The organism is Salinimicrobium sediminis (assembly GCF_900215295.1).
Classification (GTDB): Bacteria; Bacteroidota; Bacteroidia; order Flavobacteriales; family Flavobacteriaceae; genus Salinimicrobium; species Salinimicrobium sediminis.
The window spans coordinates 109,512-125,914 of record NZ_OCMF01000002.1; the positions used below are offsets into that span (position 1 = coordinate 109,512).

Genomic DNA, 16,403 nt, shown 5'->3' on the forward strand with positions numbered 1-16,403 from the left:
CCTATGGAAAGGATCCTTTCTCTTAGCATAATTCTTTTTTGTCTTAGTTGTAAATCACCCGTTGAGAAAATTGAACCGGCTCGCTCCGGTCTTGAGGTTTCCAAAGGGACTGTTGAGCGAATTTCTAACTTTCCCTCTGAACTGGTTCCTGCGAGAAACATTGATGTATGGCTTCCGCCAGGTTATTCGAAGACGAAAAATCACAAGGTGCTTTACATGCATGACGGCCAAATGCTTTATGATGCCACGACCACCTGGAACAATCAGGAGTGGGGGGTAGACGAAATTATGGGACAGCTTATAGAGGAAAAAGCTATTGCAGAAACAATTGTGGTCGGTATTTGGAATTCGGGCGAAAACAGGCACGCCGAATACTTTCCGCAGAAGCCCTATGAAAAGCTTTCAGCAGAAATTAGAGCCAGGTATGAAAGAGAGAACGAGAAGAAAAAGGACCTTTTTTCGAACAGTGTGTTTTCAGATGCCTACCTGCAGTTCCTGGTAACCGAGCTTAAGCCTTATATTGATCAAAAATATGGGACAGATCCTGCTAAAGAGGCTACTTTTATTGCCGGTTCCAGTATGGGTGCACTCATCTCCTGGTATGCGGTGACAGAATATCCTGATGTCTTTGCCGGGGCGGCTGCGCTTTCAACTCACTGGCCGGGAAGTTTCGCCACAGAAGATAATCCTATTCCTGCGGAATTTTTGGCTTATCTGGACCAATATTTGCCTGCTCCGGGAGAACATAAATTTTATTTTGACTATGGAACAGAAACTTTAGACGCTGTTTATGAACCATACCAGTTACAGGTTGATTCCCTCATGAGATCAAAAGGTTATACTGCTGAGGACTGGCAAACCCTCAGGTTTGAAGGGGCAGATCATTCTGAAAGATCGTGGAAAGCCCGTCTGGAAGTACCTTTGAAATTTCTTTTAAAAAAATGACATTTTTGAGTAACATCTAATAAAAGAATGCGTCCAACAACAGGGGCAAATTCTTTTTAAGATGAAGTTAGAGGAAGCCATTCAAAAACTGGATCTTTCTGCCGGCATTTCAGGTACCAGACAAGCAGTAAAGGTTAAGCAGAGATTTAGTAATATCCTGCAGGAGGTGAAATATAAAGATCTTCCTTCGGAGCAGTTGGCTCTTGTAGAACATGAGCTTGATTCCATATTTGACGGTTTGGATCTGGAAGAAGAAAAAGCCGCCGAATATCTAAAGGCCTGCCTGCATGATTTTCTGAAATTTCTGAGAGTGAACTTCGCTTTTTTACCCGAAGGTTATTGTGCATGGTACGGGATGAGGCTGGGACTGGTTCTTGGAACTATTTTGTTACTCGTCCTGATCATTTATACCGAATCCAATTTGAAATATTATAGTCCCCTGGGAGGGCTTCTTCTTGGAGTGATGGTGGGTTCTGTTTGTGACAGGAGAAAGAAGGCCCGGGGTAGAGCACTTCTTACCCGTATGGTGTAATTTGATTAAAAAATGGCATTTTCAAAGGCACTTTACTTTGCAGCTCTGGTTCCCTCGCAGGCGGTAAAAGAGGAAGTAAGAAATTTGAAACTGGAGATCAGGGAGAGAGTCGGTGCGGCTCATGCCCTTAAGCTTCCTGCACATATTACTTTGATTCCACCTGTTTGGATTCAAAACGAAAAGGAACCATCACTTGTTGATGCTATAAGAGGAGTGACTGAAAAACAGCTGTGTTTCCCGGTTAAGCTCCAGGGTTTTGGGCGATTTGACCAACGGGTGATCTTTCTTAATGTTGTAGATCCTGAACCGGTGAAAGTACTGCATCACCAAATAATAGAAGCTTTAAAAGGAATTCTTGTTCTGAACGAAGGAAAAGAATTACACCCGCACATGACTCTTGCAACCCGGGATCTTCCCCGGGAACGATTCATGGAGACCTGGGAAATTTTCAAGGAAAGGAAGACTCACCTTAGTTTTGAAGCTAAAGCCATCACTATATTTAAACATAATGGAAAGACCTGGGATGTACTGGAGGAGTTAAACTTTCGGTAAACCCGGCATTCATCTTTTTAAACTGAGGTTTCAGTGCCTAAGGAATTTATGCCCTATAAGTTTCAATTGTCCGCTGATCATACAAAAATTATTGTGTTGTTGACTTTGCAACAGAAACTGACTCCCTCTTCTATAGCTTTAGTTGTAATAGTTTGATTTTTATCTTCGAAACATGGCGTTTAAGCCGTTCAATCTGGGAGAATTTAATAAATTAGGGAAGCAAAAATTCAATAATAAAGCATGCATTTTCCCTTACTCCAGGACATCGTGGTATTGCTGGTTTTTTCGGTAGCGGTTGTACTTCTATTACAACGGCTGCGGCTGCCTTCGGTTCTTGGTTTCCTGCTTACAGGAATTATTATTGGTCCTTTCGGACTCAGCTTTATAGAAAATCCTCAACAGATCGAGATACTTTCAGAAATAGGAGTTATCCTGCTCATGTTCGTAATTGGAATGGAACTTTCAATAAAGCAACTGGCCTCCATGAAAAAAACAGTTTTTCTCGGAGGTTTTATGCAGGTTGGATTAAGTATTGTAGTTACGGCCATTATTTTTTATGTGTTCGGATTTCCCTGGAACGAAGCTGTATTCATAGGTTTTCTTTTCTCCCTGTCCAGTACAGCAATTGTCCTCAAAATTCTTTATGATCGCAATGAACTTACCGCTCCACAGGGAAGAATGGCGTTGGGAATTCTAATTTTTCAGGATCTTATTGTGGTTCCCATGATGTTGGTCACTCCCATAATGGCAGGAAATTCAGCAAATGTCTTTAATGAGGTGTTGTTCTTAATTTTGAAGAGTGCCCTTGTCCTGGTACTCACTTATATAGGTGCAAAATACATCGTTCCGCGGGTGATGTATCTTATTGCAAAAACCAAGAGCAAAGAATTATTTCTACTGGCTACTATCACGCTTTGTTTTACGGTGGCCCTTTTAACTGCCTCTGCAGGACTTTCACTTGCTTTTGGAGCTTTTCTTGCGGGACTCATCATTTCTGAATCAGACTTTAGCCACCAGGCCACCAGTACGATTTTACCTTTTAGGGAGTTATTTATCAGTTTCTTTTTTATCTCTATCGGGATGCTCCTGGATCTGGACTTTTTCCTGAAAAATACCTGGGTAATAATTTTCATGGTGCTAATTGTTTTTATTTTAAAAGGAGGCCTGGTCTCTTTAACTGCCCTAGCTTTGAATTATCCTATGAGGACTGTGCTGTTAACAGGAATGGCCTTGTTTCAGGTGGGGGAATTTGCATTTATCCTATCCCGTATTGGAATTGAGAATGGACTTTTATCACCTCAAATGAATCAGTACTTTCTTTCGGTTTCTGTATTCACGATGTTGCTTACTCCGTTTGTTTTTATGTTATCTGGCAGGACAACCAATTACATCTTAAGAAAGGTAGCGCCGGGATCTGCAGATTTAAGAACAGACAGGGATGTCAAACTGGCCTATGGACAAGATGGTCCCCAGGATCACCTGCTTATCATTGGTTATGGTATCAATGGAGCCAATCTTGCAAAAGCTGCAAAATATGCCGACATTCCTTACATGATCCTGGAACTCAACCCACAGATCGTTAGGGAACAAAAGGCCAGAGGAGAACCTATTATTTATGGGGATGCGGTACAGGAGCACATGCTGGAGTCGTTGAATGTGAAGAAGGCAAGGGTGGTTGTAATTGCTATTTCAGATCCTCGTGCAACAAAGACCATAGTGTCAAATATTCGCCATATTTCTCCCTCTGTGCATATCGTGGTAAGAACCAGGTATGTAAAGGAAATCGAAATGCTGCTGGCACTGGGAGCCGATGAAGTGATCCCGGAAGAATTCGAGACCTCTATTGAAATATTTTCAAGGGTACTAACAAATTTTTTGGTGCCCATTGATGAACTTGAAAATTTAATAGACTCGGTGAGAGCCGATAATTACCAGGTCTTCCAGTCTCATAAGCGCCTGCAAACCTTTAATTCCTCAACGATTCCCGATTTCAAGATCAGCTGTGTGAGAGTAATGGCAGAAACCGGACCCGTCGTGGGAAAAACTATTGAGGAAGTAGATGTAAGAAAGAATTATGGAGTCAATGTCCTTGCTGTTTCACGCAAGGGAGAAATGATCAAGACAGTTTTTCCCAGTGTGAAACTTCTTAGAAACGATTTGGTATTTGTTAGCGGAGATCAGGAGCATATTGATTCCTTTTATAAAGCAGTGACATAAAAAAAGGCCCTCAATTTCCCGAGAGCCCTTTTTCAAAATCTCTAAACACTATTTTGCCATGATGATCTTTTCAAAAGATTGACCATCCTGGGTAGTAAGCCTGCAAACATATGGACCGGCAGGTAGCCCGCTTCTATTAAATGTCAAATTATAATCTGTATTAGCTGCTGCAAATCCGCTATGAAGAACAGAAACTGTCCTTCCGGAAAAATCATGTACCTGTACCTGTACAGCTGCATCTGTTTTCATTCTGAATTTTACCTGAGCCACATCCATTACCGGGTTGGGCGCTATTTCGAGGATTTCCAAAAGCTCCATAGGTTTCATCTCAGAATGGGCTATGAGATCTTCGGCAATGTAATCACCAACATAAAAAGGCCTCATCATATCGTGGTCTTCATGAGAAAGTATATGACAATGCCATACGTATTCTCCTTCCTTGTCAAAAATGGCCTTTACTCGTGCTACCTCCCCGGGATAAACAATGAAGGTGTCTTTAGGCCCAGAATTTTCGGGTGCAGGAGGGGAAGGCATTCCGATTAGTTGCGCCTTCGACTTTCCATTTTCTCCAAAGACAGATTTTTTTACATTGAATTTCTGTGTATTGATCACTTGAAAATGAACCAAATGAAGATGTATTGGGTGAGCATCTTCTGTGGTATTGTAGATCTCCCAGGTTTCGGTTGAATTTAGAGCCGGATTTTCTGTGAGGATTTCTGTAAAAGGAAGAGCTCCTTTTTCAAGAGTGCCGAGAGAGGGAAGCAGCCTGCCATATTCATCCATTTCCTCGAAAAGCACTAATTGCCGTGTTTCTGCGCTTTCTCCCTGCACGGTAAATGACTCTGGCCTCAACACCGTCGGAATTTCGCTGGTATCGGGATTACTCAGAGGGGTTACCACCTTGAAAGCCATAATTTGTCCTGTGGTTAGTGGATTGGGAGTAGTACCAAATGGAAATGGTGAACGGGCGGTATTCCGCATTATCAAAGTTTGTCCCCATAACCCGGGTGCAGAAAAATCTACGATCACATCAATTCTTTCTCCCGGACCAATGGTGATAATACTTCTTTTTACCGGCGCCTTTAGTAATCCGCCATCAGAACCTATCTGGTAGAAATCCACTCCGGGGATCTTAAGATCATAGAACCTGGAATCTGACCCATTCAACAGGCGTAGCCTGTATTTCCTTGGCTGCACATTTAAGAAGGGCCAGGCCTTTCCGTTCACCAGGATAAAGTCTCCAAACATTTCGGGCATTATGGAATTGTAGATAGTCTCCGGGCTTCCCTCTGTCATATTTATTCCTGTAAAAAGTTCGGTAGGATAATACAGTTCACCATCAGCAGTAAAAGACCTGTCCTGGATAGCAAGCGGAATCTCGAAATGTTCCATAGGCGAACTTTCATCGGCGAGATCCATATGTTGATCTCGGGGAATGTTCAGTTTATCTTCATGGTTATCCCTTAGAAGATAAAACCCGGCGAGCCCCGCATATACGTTGAGGCGGGTAATCCCTATAGTGTGATCGTGGTACCACAAGGTCGCCGCTTCCTGACTGTTGTCATAAGTATAGAGCCCTTCATTGTCGTAATACTGAGAACCTTTATACTTATGATTGGGAGTATACCAGGCTTCAGGATGCCCATCGCTATCGGCATCTGTATGTCCTCCATGCAGGTGGGTTACAGTAGGCATTCCATTAAAGCTTTCTCCCTCAGGAGGGAGTACTCCGCCCATGTCATTCCCGGCCCAATGAATGGTTTTATCAATTGGAAACAGATGTTCCTCAGGCAGGTCATTGTACCATTTAACTTTAATTTTCACCCCGGACCGGGCTTCAATGGTAGGACCGGGATAACTCACTTCAGAGTCACGGCCATACCCCCACACTTTAGTTAGTACAGGATCTCCCTGCAGGGTTTTTAGTCCTAGCAGATCCTGTTTAGTGGCTTGAATGTAAACTTCATAATTACCGGGACTCACCGGCTGCATAACTCCGGGAAATGGAAGTTCATTCACAAATTTAGGATGAGAGACGGGATCAAGCAAAGGCTGTTGTGAAAACATTCGCCCTGCAATAAGTAAGCTAAAGAAGAGGAATAGCCTGTTGCTGAAAAGTAAAGTTTTTTTCATAAAAAAAATAAATAGGTTAAACGAAAGGGATCAAAAGCCAGGGGGAAGAGCTTTAAAGAACACTTGTGGGGGAATCATTCAAAAGTAACGGGAAGGGCTTAATTAAAACCTGATTAATATCACAATTTAATAAATTTAACTTCCTTAAAAACAGATTATTAGAATAATTTAAAAGATTTTTTTTGAAGAATTTATAATGCTTAATAAGTTCTGTAATAAACAGCGAAAACGTTTGAAAATTTTAGCGAAACCTGATCCTCATCATTCTTCACACTGCTCTTTGATCGTAATTTTGACCTGTACTTAAAGCATTAAGATCAATGATGACAACCGCACCGCTCAGTGACCTGGACATTGCCCAAAAGATTAAATTATCTCCCATTACAGAAATCGCCAAAAAACTTGGCCTCGATCCCGAAGAAATAGAAATGTACGGGAAGTTCAAAGCTAAACTTCCATTGAACAATATTGATAAGGAGAAGGTAAAGCAGGGGAATTTGATCCTGGTTTCAGCAATTTCCCCGACCCCTGCAGGAGAAGGGAAGACCACGGTTTCCATAGGTCTTTCTGAAGCTTTGAACAGGCTTGGCAAAAAAACTACTGTAGTGCTTAGAGAGCCTTCTCTGGGGCCTGTTTTTGGGATCAAAGGGGGAGCGACCGGTGGAGGTTATTCTCAGGTTCTTCCAATGGAGGATATCAACCTGCACTTTACCGGGGATTTTTCGGCCATTGAAAAGGCTCACAACCTGCTTGCTGCACTTGTAGATAATAACATCCAGTCAAAAGTGAATAACCTCGGTCTTGATCCCCGTACCATTTCTCTTAAAAGGGTAATGGATGTTAACGACAGGGCATTGAGGAACATAGTTATTGGACTCGGCGGCACAGGATCGGGTATACCCAGGGAAAGCGGATTTGACATTACAGCGGCCTCAGAGATTATGGCTATCATGTGTCTAACCGAAAACCTGGAGGACCTTAAAGGCCGTTTAGGGAATATCTTTATTGGTTATACCTATGATAAAAAACCCATTTATGCCCGGGATCTTAATGCCGAAGGAGCAATGGCTACCTTGTTAAAGGATGCTTTGAAGCCAAACCTGGTACAAACCGTTGAAGGGAACCCGGCTATCATACACCTTGGGCCTTTTGCCAATATTGCCCAGGGTACAAACTCGGTGATCGCCACCAGAATGGGGATGAGCCTTTCTGATTATACTGTTACCGAAGCCGGATTTGGTTTTGATCTTGGAGCCGAAAAATTCCTGGATATTAAGTGCCAAAGTGCGGGGCTTGCACCAAAAGTGGTGGTGATGACAACTACCATAAGGGCTCTAAAATATCATGGGGGAGCTCCTTTGTCCACTCTCACCATACCTAATGTAGAAGCACTTATCAAAGGCTTGCCTAACCTTGAGAAACATCTGGAGAATGCAAAACTTTACAATATTACTCCTGTTATTGCCATAAATAAATTCTTTAGTGACAGCGAGGAGGAAATACAGGTGATCTTTGATCTTGCGAAAAGACTTGATATTAAAGTCGCACTTTCTGACGGATGGGCAAAAGGAGGTGAAGGTGCCCTGGATCTTGCTGCAAAAGTGATCGAGGCCATCGAAGAAAACGATGCTCCATTCAAGCCTCTGTACCAATGGGATCAGGATGTGATGACAAAGATAGACACCATTGCTAAAAAGATCTATGGAGCAGAAAAAGTAGAATACGCTCCCAAAGCCCGCAAAGATCTTAAAACCATTCTTGACCTTGATCTGGATAATTTACCAATATGTATTGCAAAAACACAAAAATCCCTCTCAGATGATCCGCTCTTGCTGGGTCGGCCTACAGGATTTACACTGAATGTAAGAGAGATACAGATCGCTGCCGGCGCCGGATTCTTGATTCCCATTACGGGAGAGATGATGCGAATGCCGGGACTACCTGCACATCCTGCTTCAGAAAATATAAACATTGATTTGGAAGGAAATATTTCGGGGCTGATATAAGGGCAAGATCTCTTTTCTTCTAGAAAATGGCCTTCCGGAAATCTTTCCGGAAGGCTTTTCTTTTTCCCTGATGAATTCTGTAAATTACATGAAAATAAGGATTAGAAGAGTCTACGGAATTTTGATTTCGTCTGAAAAAGATGACCTTATTTGATATACATTTGATCAAATTTTATAATCTTAATGAATAAATACATAGTTGTAAATAAACCTGAAAACTGGAACCTTCCGCTGGAGAATGTGAAGGTGATTTCGGCCAGGGATTATCTTACAAATCCTGAATTTTCCCGACTGAAAAAAGCCAGGATCTTTAACCTCTGTAAAGATTACTCTTATCAGTCAAAAGGCTATTATGTTTCTCTTTTAGCCGAAGCCCGCGGGCATCTTGCAATTCCTACAGTCAGAAACCTTGTGGACCTTAGGGAGCCCATCCTGGTAAAGATCGTTTCAGATGAATTTGACGACCTGATCCAAAAAAGCCTGAAAGGCATCAAATCTACTGAATTTACCTTAAGCATATACTTTGGGCAGAACGTGGCTCAAAAATATAAGGAGTTGAGTGCCATGTTTCACAGGCATTTCCAGATACCCTTTCTCAGGGTAAAATTTAGCTATACCAATAAATGGAATTTGAAATCCATCAAAGCGCTTTCTGAAATTGAAATTCCGGAAGAACATAAGCCAAGTATGCATGAATTTGCGGTGCAGTATTTTGCTAAAAAGCGTTATGACACTCCAAAGAGTGAAAGCTATGAATATGACCTCGCAATTTTAGTACAGGATCACGACCCGGCCCCGCCTAGTAATCCAAAGGCTTTAAAGAAATTTGCAGAGATTGCCGAAAAAATGAATTTTTATGTGGAATTCATTTCACCAAAGGATCTTTCGCGTCTTCCTGCCTTTGATGCTTTGTTCATTCGGCAAAGCACCGAAGTAAACAATGAAGCCTACGCCTTTGCCAGAAAAGCCCAACAGGAGGATATCGCGATAATTGATTATCCTGATGCTATCTTAAAGTGCTGCAATAAGGTTTTTATGGCCGAAGCTCTTGAAAACGCCGGCATTCCTACGCCCAAAACTATTATAGTACACAAGGAAAACCGTAACACGGTGATTGAAAAAACAGGTTTACCGCTTGTGCTTAAATCGCCCGATTCTACTTTTTCCTTCGGAGTTAAAAAAGCTTCCACGGTCGAGGAATATGAAAAGCTGGTAGGGGAGATGCTCAAAAAGTCAGAATTGGTAATCGCGCAGGAATATACTCCATCAGATTATGACTGGAGAATTGGTATCCTTGATGACAAGCCTATATTTGCCTGCCGCTATTATATGGCAAAAGGCCATTGGCAGATCTATAACTGGGATGCTAAAAAGAAGGATGACCGCGATGGAAATGCAGATGTTATGGCCATCGAAGAAGTGCCTAAAAAGATCATGAATGCTGCCCTTAAATCGGCCAAATTAATGGGAAAAGGTCTTTACGGGATAGATCTGAAGGAAGTAAACGGGAAACCGCTGGTCATTGAGATCAATGATAATCCCAACATCGATTTTGGAGTAGAGGACAGGCATTATGGTGATAAGATCTATACTGAAGTTTTAATGGCTCTTAAAAACCGGATTGAAAAGAAAACAGAATGAGTTATCACCTTTTTGAAGTCTACGGAATTGAACTTGAATACATGCTCGTAAGTTCCGGAAATCTTAAAGTAAAGCCTATTGTTGACAAGCTGCTCACCCGCAAAAACGGCTTCCTGACATCTGATGTTGAGAACGGAAAAATCGAGTGGAGCAATGAGCTAGTGGCACATGTGGTGGAAATGAAGACCAATGGTCCTACTGCAGATCTGGAAACTTTGGATGAACTGTTTGCTGAAAACGTGCAGGAAATGAACCGGCTGCTTAAGGAGTTCGGGAGCGAATTATTGCCTACAGCCGCACATCCGCTCATGCATCCTGAAACCGAAATGCAGCTGTGGCAACATAACTACAGCAAGATCTATGCATTGTATAACCGCATTTTTGACTGCAGAGGCCATGGCTGGAGCAATGTGCAAAGTATGCACATCAATCTGCCATTTTCGGGAGATGCTGAATTTGAAAAATTACATGCAGCAATAAGGATCCTGCTTCCTATCATCCCCGGGTTGAGTGCCAGTTCTCCTATTTTTGAAGGAAAAGTAACAGGTTTTAAGGATGCAAGGATGCATGTGTACAAAACAAACCAGAAGGAAATCCCGCAAATGACAGGAAAGGTGATCCCGGAACAACTTTTTAGCAGGGAAGAATATTTTGGTGGAATCTTTGAACCTATAAACCAAGCCATAAAACCTCATGATTCGGAAAACATACTGGATCATCATTTCCTGAATTCCCGAGGTGCTATTGCCCGGTTTGACAGGGGAGCTATTGAAATAAGGGTGATTGATATACAGGAATGCCCAAAAGCCGATGTTGTTATTGCCGTTCTCATCATTGAAGCCCTGAAACTGTTGGTGAGCGAAGAACTGGTATCTTTGGAAGATCAAAAAAGCTGGCACGAAAATGACCTTTTTGAGATCTTTGATAAGGTTATCGTTGATGCTGAAGATACAGTGATCAAAAATGCTGCTTTTGCCGGTCTTTTCGATCTTGAACCGGGAGTTACAGTCAGGGAATTGTGGGAAAAGATCTATGTTCTGGTAAAAGAAGAGCTTTCTAAAAAGCACAGGGAGAGTATCGAATTTCTTCTCGAAAATGGCAGCCTCTCCACCCGGATTTTAAAAGCAGTTGGAGACGATTTTTCTGAAGAAAAAATAATTTCAGTCTACAGGAAGTTGGGAAGGTGTTTGGAGGAAAACAGGTTCTTTGCAATTAACAATTGACAATTAACAATAAGCAATTTGCATGCACCGATTTCCAAAAATGGTCAACTCTATTAAGGACTCAACAAAACCTTAAACCTTAAACCTTCAACCTTGAACCTAATCCTTACATGTGAACACGCGGGCAATGAGATCCCTGCACACTACGAACATCTTTTTGCCAATGCTCATGATGTCATCCAAACTCATCGGGGATATGATCCCGGGGCATTGGACCTTTTTCGTGAATTATCAGGCTTAGCTGTTTTTAGTCAGGAGTACATGATAAGCAGGTTACTGGTGGAACCCAACAGAAGCCTGGGGCATCCGCAGTTATTTTCAGAATATACAAACCAGCTTCCGGAGGCAGAGAAAGAGGAACTGCTGGAGGAATTTTATTTACCCTACAGGCATTACATAGAAAGCCGTATTGGTAATTATATTTCTGCAGGAGGGGAGGTGCTGCACATTTCTGTACATTCCTTTACTCCCGAACTCAATGGGGAGGTAAGGAATGCTGATGTCGGGTTGTTATTTGACCCTGCAAGAGATGAAGAAGCACATTTCTGTAAGAGGTTCCAAAAAAGCCTTTTTAGGCAGGATAAGGAGCTTGAGGTAAAGTTCAATTATCCCTATTTAGGAATAGACGATGGTTTCACCACTTATCTGAGACAAAAATTTCCGAACCAATATGTGGGAATCGAGCTGGAAGTGAACCAAAAATTTGTGAAAGACAACAAAATGGAAAAGCGCCTCAAAAATGTCATTTTTGAAGCGCTTTTAGAAACTCTTAAGTAATATTCTAACCGTTTAAGGTGGATTCCAGGCTAATCTCGGTATTAAGAAGCTTTGAAATCGGACAATTTTCTTTTGCATGTTTTACCAGCTCCTCAAATTTTTCCTGAGAAACCCCCGGAACTTTTGCTTTCAACACCAAATGTGATTTTGTGATGCTGCCGTCTTCTAAAGTGATCGTAGCTTCTGTTTCCAAAGTAACAGGAGAAAATCCCTCTTTTGAAAGATTGGCAGAAAGCTGCATGGTAAAACAGCCTGCATGAGCTGCTCCCACCAATTCTTCAGGATTAGTTCCCTTTTCATTTTCAAATCGGGTATTAAAAGAATAAGGAGTCTTATTCAAAACCTCGCTTTGAGTAGATAAATTACCTTTTCCTTCTTTAAGTGTGCCGTTCCAAACGGCTGTTGCTTTTCTTTTCATTATTAGTTTTGATTAATTAGAGATTTCATGTCTATTACAAATCTGTAGCGCACATCGGCATCCAAAGTACGTTCATAAGCTTCATTGATCTGATCCATGTTGATCATTTCAATTTCTGAAACTATGCCATGTTCTGCACAGTAATCCAGCATTTCCTGGGTTTCCTTTATTCCGCCAACAAGAGAACCCACAAGGCTCCTTCTTTTCATGATGAGTTGGGCTGCCTGTACTTCGGAAGGTTTAGGTGGAATACCGAGTAATACCATTACCCCATCGGTTTTTAGCAGGTTAAGGTATGGATTATAATCATGTTGGGCGGAAACAGTGTTAATGATCAAATTAAAACTGCCTGCCAATTTCTTCATGTTCTCTTCACTGGTAGTGAGCTCGAAATGAGCAGCCCCTAATTCGTTGGCATCTTTTTCTTTTTCTGGAGATCGGCTTAGCATAGTTACTTCGGCACCCATAGAGGATGCCAGTTTAACTGCCATATGGCCTAACCCCCCGAGACCTACCACCGCAACTTTATCTCCTTTTTTAACGTTCCATCTTTTCAAAGGAGAGTAAGTGGTAATACCGGCACATAAAAGAGGAGCTACAGCGTTAAGAGGCAATTTGTTTGAAATTTTAAGCACAAAATCCTCCTTCACAACGATGTGTGTAGAATATCCGCCGTAGGTATGAACATTCCTGTCCAAAGGGGATGGAGAATTATAAGTTGCCGTGGGACCATTTAAACAATATTGCTCAAGATCATCCTTACAGTTCTCACAATGTCCGCAGGAATCAATAAAACATCCCACACCCACAGTATCTCCTTCTTTATATTTTTTTACATCTTTCCCTACACGGGATACCTTTCCCACGATTTCATGGCCGGGAACGCAGGGATATTTGGTGCCTCCCCATTCGTTCCTTGCAGTGTGAATATCTGAATGACAAACTCCGCAAAAAAGGATTTCAATTTCTACATCTTCGGGTCCCGGGTCAGGACGGTCAATAGAAAATGGCTCGAGTTGTTTATCGGCTGCCTGGGCAGCATAAGCTTTTACATTTTTCATTTATGCTTTTTTAAGATATATCACTGCCATTGGCGGGATAGTCAAAGATATGGAGTTATTTTGTCGGTGAGCCGGTAACTCTTCACTATTGATCTTCTCGGAATTCCTAACATTACTTCCCCCAAATCGTTCCTCATCACTGTTAAAGATCTCTTTCCAGCTTCCGCTTTGCTGTACCCCGATCCTGTAATTCTCCCTGGGTACAGGAACAAAGTTGCATACCACCAGGATGTTATCCTCAGGATCCTTTCCTTTTCGCAGGAAACTTACAATACTATTTTCTTCGTCATTGATATCTACCCACTCAAAACCTTCATGGGAAAAGGCTTTTTCATAAAGAGCAGGTTCCTGTTTGTACAATTTGTTAAGTTCCTTTAAAGTTTCCTGAATCCTTGCATGCGGTTGTTCATTGGTGAGATGCCATTCAAGGCTGGAATCATGATTCCACTCGGTTGTTTGGCCGAATTCTGCTCCCATGAAGAGCAGTTTTGTACCCGGATGCGCAAACATATAACTGTACAGGGTGCGCAGGTTTGCGAATTTGTTCCACTCATCTCCCGGCATCTTGTTCAGGATAGATTGCTTTCCATATACGACCTCGTCATGAGAGAGCGGTAACATGAAGTTTTCTGTAAAGGCGTAATTCGAGCTAAAGGTGATCGTATTTTGATGATGCCTTCTGTATAATGGATCTTTGCTGAAATACTCCAGAGTATCATGCATCCATCCCATCATCCATTTCATGCCAAAGCCAAGACCTCCAATATACGTGGGTTTTGAAACCATAGGCCAGGCAGTTGATTCTTCGGCAATGGTTACGGCATCGGGAAATTCTTTATAAACTACTTCATTGAATTCCTTAAGGAAACTTATTGCCTCCAGGTTTTCCCTTCCACCGAACTCATTAGGTTCCCATTCTCCTTCTTTTCGGGAATAATCCAGGTAAAGCATAGAAGCCACGGCGTCTACACGTAATCCATCCACGTGGAATTTATCAAGCCAGAACAAAGCATTACTTATAAGAAATGAACGTACTTCATTTCTTCCGTAGTTGAAAATATAGCTTTGCCAGTCGGGATGGAAACCTTTGCGGGGATCCTCATGTTCGTAAAGGTGAGTGCCGTCAAAATAGTGCAATCCATGAAGATCATTAGGGAAGTGGGAGGGGACCCAATCCAGAATGACTCCAATTCCTTCGCGGTGCAGGCTGTCAATCAATTGCATGAATTCCTGCGGAGTTCCAAAACGGCTTGAGGGAGCAAAATATCCGGTGATCTGGTACCCCCAGGAACCAAAGAAAGGATGTTCCATTACAGGCATGAATTCCACATGGGTAAAGCCCATCTCTTTTATGTAACCCGGAAGCTGTTCTGCCAGTTCCAGATAGGTCAATGAACGCAGATTATCTTCGGGTACTCTTTTCCATGAACCCAAATGCAGTTCGTAAACCGACATTGGTTGGGGTTTGCCTTTTTTGCTGTCCCTGTCTTTCATCCATACATTATCATTCCATGTATTTTCCAGATCCCACACCATAGAAGCGGTATTGGGCGGAGTTTCCCATTGAAAGGCAAAAGGATCCCCTTTTTCAGCTTCATATCCGGTATTGGACTGGATATAATATTTGTAAAGACTTCCCTTTTTGGCTACCGGAATAAAGACTTCCCAGATCCCCGAATTATCCCAACGGGCAGACATGGGATGAGCTTCCCGATCCCAGTTGTTAAAATCTCCTATTACCGAGATCTTTTCGGCATTGGGTGCCCATAAGGCAAAGTAAACTCCTTTTGTTCCCATATATTCCATGAGATGGGAACCCAGTTTATTGTATAGGTGGTAGTGCTTACCTTCCCTGAACAAATGGATATCAAAGTCGGTTAGCAGCGTAGCTTCGGCCGGTTTTTCAGCAGAAGATTTCTGTTCCTTCTTTTTATCGGTGGTAGCATCCTCAATCGTCTTTTTCACTTTGGCGGCCGCGGCAGTCACCTCTTCCGGGCTGGGAGTGATATCTTCCACGAATTTTTTAGCCTTTTCGGTCCCTTCCATCAATTTCTCTGCGATAGATCCGGCCACTCCTTTGATATCTTCAGAATCGGGAATATATTCTCTTGCCTTTTCCTCCAGGTCCCGCTTCGTTTTCTCATCGGGAGTAAGCTTTTCTTTCAATCCTTCTGCAGTTTCCTTGGCTGCATCCTTCAGGTCATCGGAAGGGGAAGTATTGGGTAATTTCATTTTCTCTTCTGCACTTATTCCCGGAACTGCCTTTGGACGGGACATCTTTTTAGCAGGTTTCTTCTCTTCAGGTTTTGCTTTGTCTTCGGCAGCTTTTTTTCCCGGAGATTTCTTTGCAGCAGGTTTTGAAGTTGAAGCAAATTTTTTATCTGCAGCTTTTCTTCCCGGTTTTTTCTTATCCTCCTCCTGCGGACTCCTCACTTCTCCTGTGGCAGGTGCCGAAACATGTGGCACAGGCTCATCGATCATAGGATCCTGAAATTTTGCAGGTTTACTTGAAGTTTTGGAGGCAGCAGCTTTCTTTCTTCCGGGTTTTCTATTTTCTGCTGAAGTTTTTCCTGTTTTTTCCTTGTCTGGCGTACCTGTTTCCGGTAAAGCCTTTTTTGGCTTCGGAAGTTTTGGTTTCCCGGAAGTATCACCGGGCGTGCTTCCTGCGGCAGAAGACTTACTTTTTGAAGGTTTTTTATCTGAAGTATCTTTTTTCAAATTTGAGCCTTTGGCACCCGATTTTGAACGGGTTTTATCACCAACTCCCATAGGTCCTTTTACATCACCTGATTCTTCAGCCTTTCCGGAAGTTTTAGTTCCCGGTCTGCCTTTAGGTGCCTTTTCTGAATTAGTAAACTTCTTTTCTTTATCTGGATTATTTTCCTTTTTCTTAGCCAT

The 16,403-nt window shown here is 42.3% G+C and carries 12 protein-coding genes; 8 read left to right on the top strand and 4 right to left on the bottom strand.

What is annotated here, in order from left to right; all coding sequences use genetic code 11:
* Positions 1-3: 3 nt before the first annotated feature.
* The 4 genes from CRO16_RS08300 (at position 4) to CRO16_RS08315 (ending at position 4,246) form a co-directional block, all read left to right on the top strand.
* Positions 4-945, top strand: coding sequence for an alpha/beta hydrolase (locus CRO16_RS08300; protein WP_097055925.1), 942 nt, complete (start codon positions 4-6; stop codon positions 943-945).
* Between the two features lie 61 nt (positions 946-1,006).
* Positions 1,007-1,477 (top strand): hypothetical protein, encoded by a 471-nt coding sequence (locus CRO16_RS08305; RefSeq protein WP_097055926.1) that lies wholly within the window; start codon positions 1,007-1,009, stop codon positions 1,475-1,477.
* 12 nt (positions 1,478-1,489) lie between these two features.
* Entirely contained in the window at positions 1,490-2,029 is a 540-nt protein-coding gene (locus CRO16_RS08310; protein ID WP_097055927.1) for a 2'-5' RNA ligase family protein, read from the top strand.
* Between the two features lie 240 nt (positions 2,030-2,269).
* Positions 2,270-4,246 (top strand): monovalent cation:proton antiporter family protein, encoded by a 1,977-nt coding sequence (locus CRO16_RS08315; protein ID WP_097055928.1) that lies wholly within the window; start codon positions 2,270-2,272, stop codon positions 4,244-4,246.
* A gap of 48 nt (positions 4,247-4,294) precedes the next feature.
* Here the strand turns inward: CRO16_RS08315 and CRO16_RS08320 are convergent, their stop codons facing one another.
* A complete protein-coding gene (locus CRO16_RS08320) occupies positions 4,295-6,379 on the bottom strand; it encodes a multicopper oxidase domain-containing protein (protein WP_097055929.1) in 2,085 nt (694 codons plus the stop codon).
* Positions 6,380-6,699: 320 nt separating this feature from the next.
* On the opposite strand from CRO16_RS08320, the gene CRO16_RS08325 reads away from it, so the two are divergent.
* The 4 genes from CRO16_RS08325 (at position 6,700) to CRO16_RS08340 (ending at position 12,026) form a co-directional block, all read left to right on the top strand.
* Positions 6,700-8,385 (top strand): formate--tetrahydrofolate ligase, encoded by a 1,686-nt coding sequence (locus CRO16_RS08325; RefSeq protein ID WP_245858954.1) that lies wholly within the window; start codon positions 6,700-6,702, stop codon positions 8,383-8,385.
* A gap of 183 nt (positions 8,386-8,568) precedes the next feature.
* A complete protein-coding gene (locus CRO16_RS08330) occupies positions 8,569-10,026 on the top strand; it encodes a RimK family protein (RefSeq protein WP_097055931.1) in 1,458 nt (485 codons plus the stop codon).
* Positions 10,023-11,249 (top strand): carboxylate-amine ligase, encoded by a 1,227-nt coding sequence (locus CRO16_RS08335; RefSeq protein ID WP_097055932.1) that lies wholly within the window; start codon positions 10,023-10,025, stop codon positions 11,247-11,249. The genes CRO16_RS08330 and CRO16_RS08335 overlap by 4 nt, the downstream gene beginning before the upstream one ends.
* 93 nt (positions 11,250-11,342) lie before the next feature.
* A complete protein-coding gene (locus tag CRO16_RS08340) occupies positions 11,343-12,026 on the top strand; it encodes an N-formylglutamate amidohydrolase (RefSeq protein ID WP_097055933.1) in 684 nt (227 codons plus the stop codon).
* 4 nt (positions 12,027-12,030) lie between these two features.
* On the opposite strand, the gene CRO16_RS08345 is transcribed toward CRO16_RS08340, so the two are convergent.
* The 3 genes from CRO16_RS08345 to glgB are packed head-to-tail and all read right to left on the bottom strand — an operon-like array spanning position 12,031 to position 16,403.
* Positions 12,031-12,444 (bottom strand): OsmC family protein, encoded by a 414-nt coding sequence (locus CRO16_RS08345; RefSeq protein ID WP_097055934.1) that lies wholly within the window; start codon positions 12,442-12,444, stop codon positions 12,031-12,033.
* Positions 12,445-12,446: 2 nt separating this feature from the next.
* The gene (locus CRO16_RS08350; RefSeq protein WP_097055935.1) at positions 12,447-13,505 is read right to left on the bottom strand and encodes an NAD(P)-dependent alcohol dehydrogenase; all 1,059 of its coding nucleotides are present in this window, start codon (positions 13,503-13,505) and stop codon (positions 12,447-12,449) included.
* Positions 13,506-16,403 carry a 1,4-alpha-glucan branching protein GlgB gene (gene glgB, locus CRO16_RS08355; protein WP_317042520.1) on the bottom strand — a complete coding sequence of 966 codons (2,898 nt, stop codon included), beginning with the start codon at positions 16,401-16,403 and terminating at the stop codon, positions 13,506-13,508.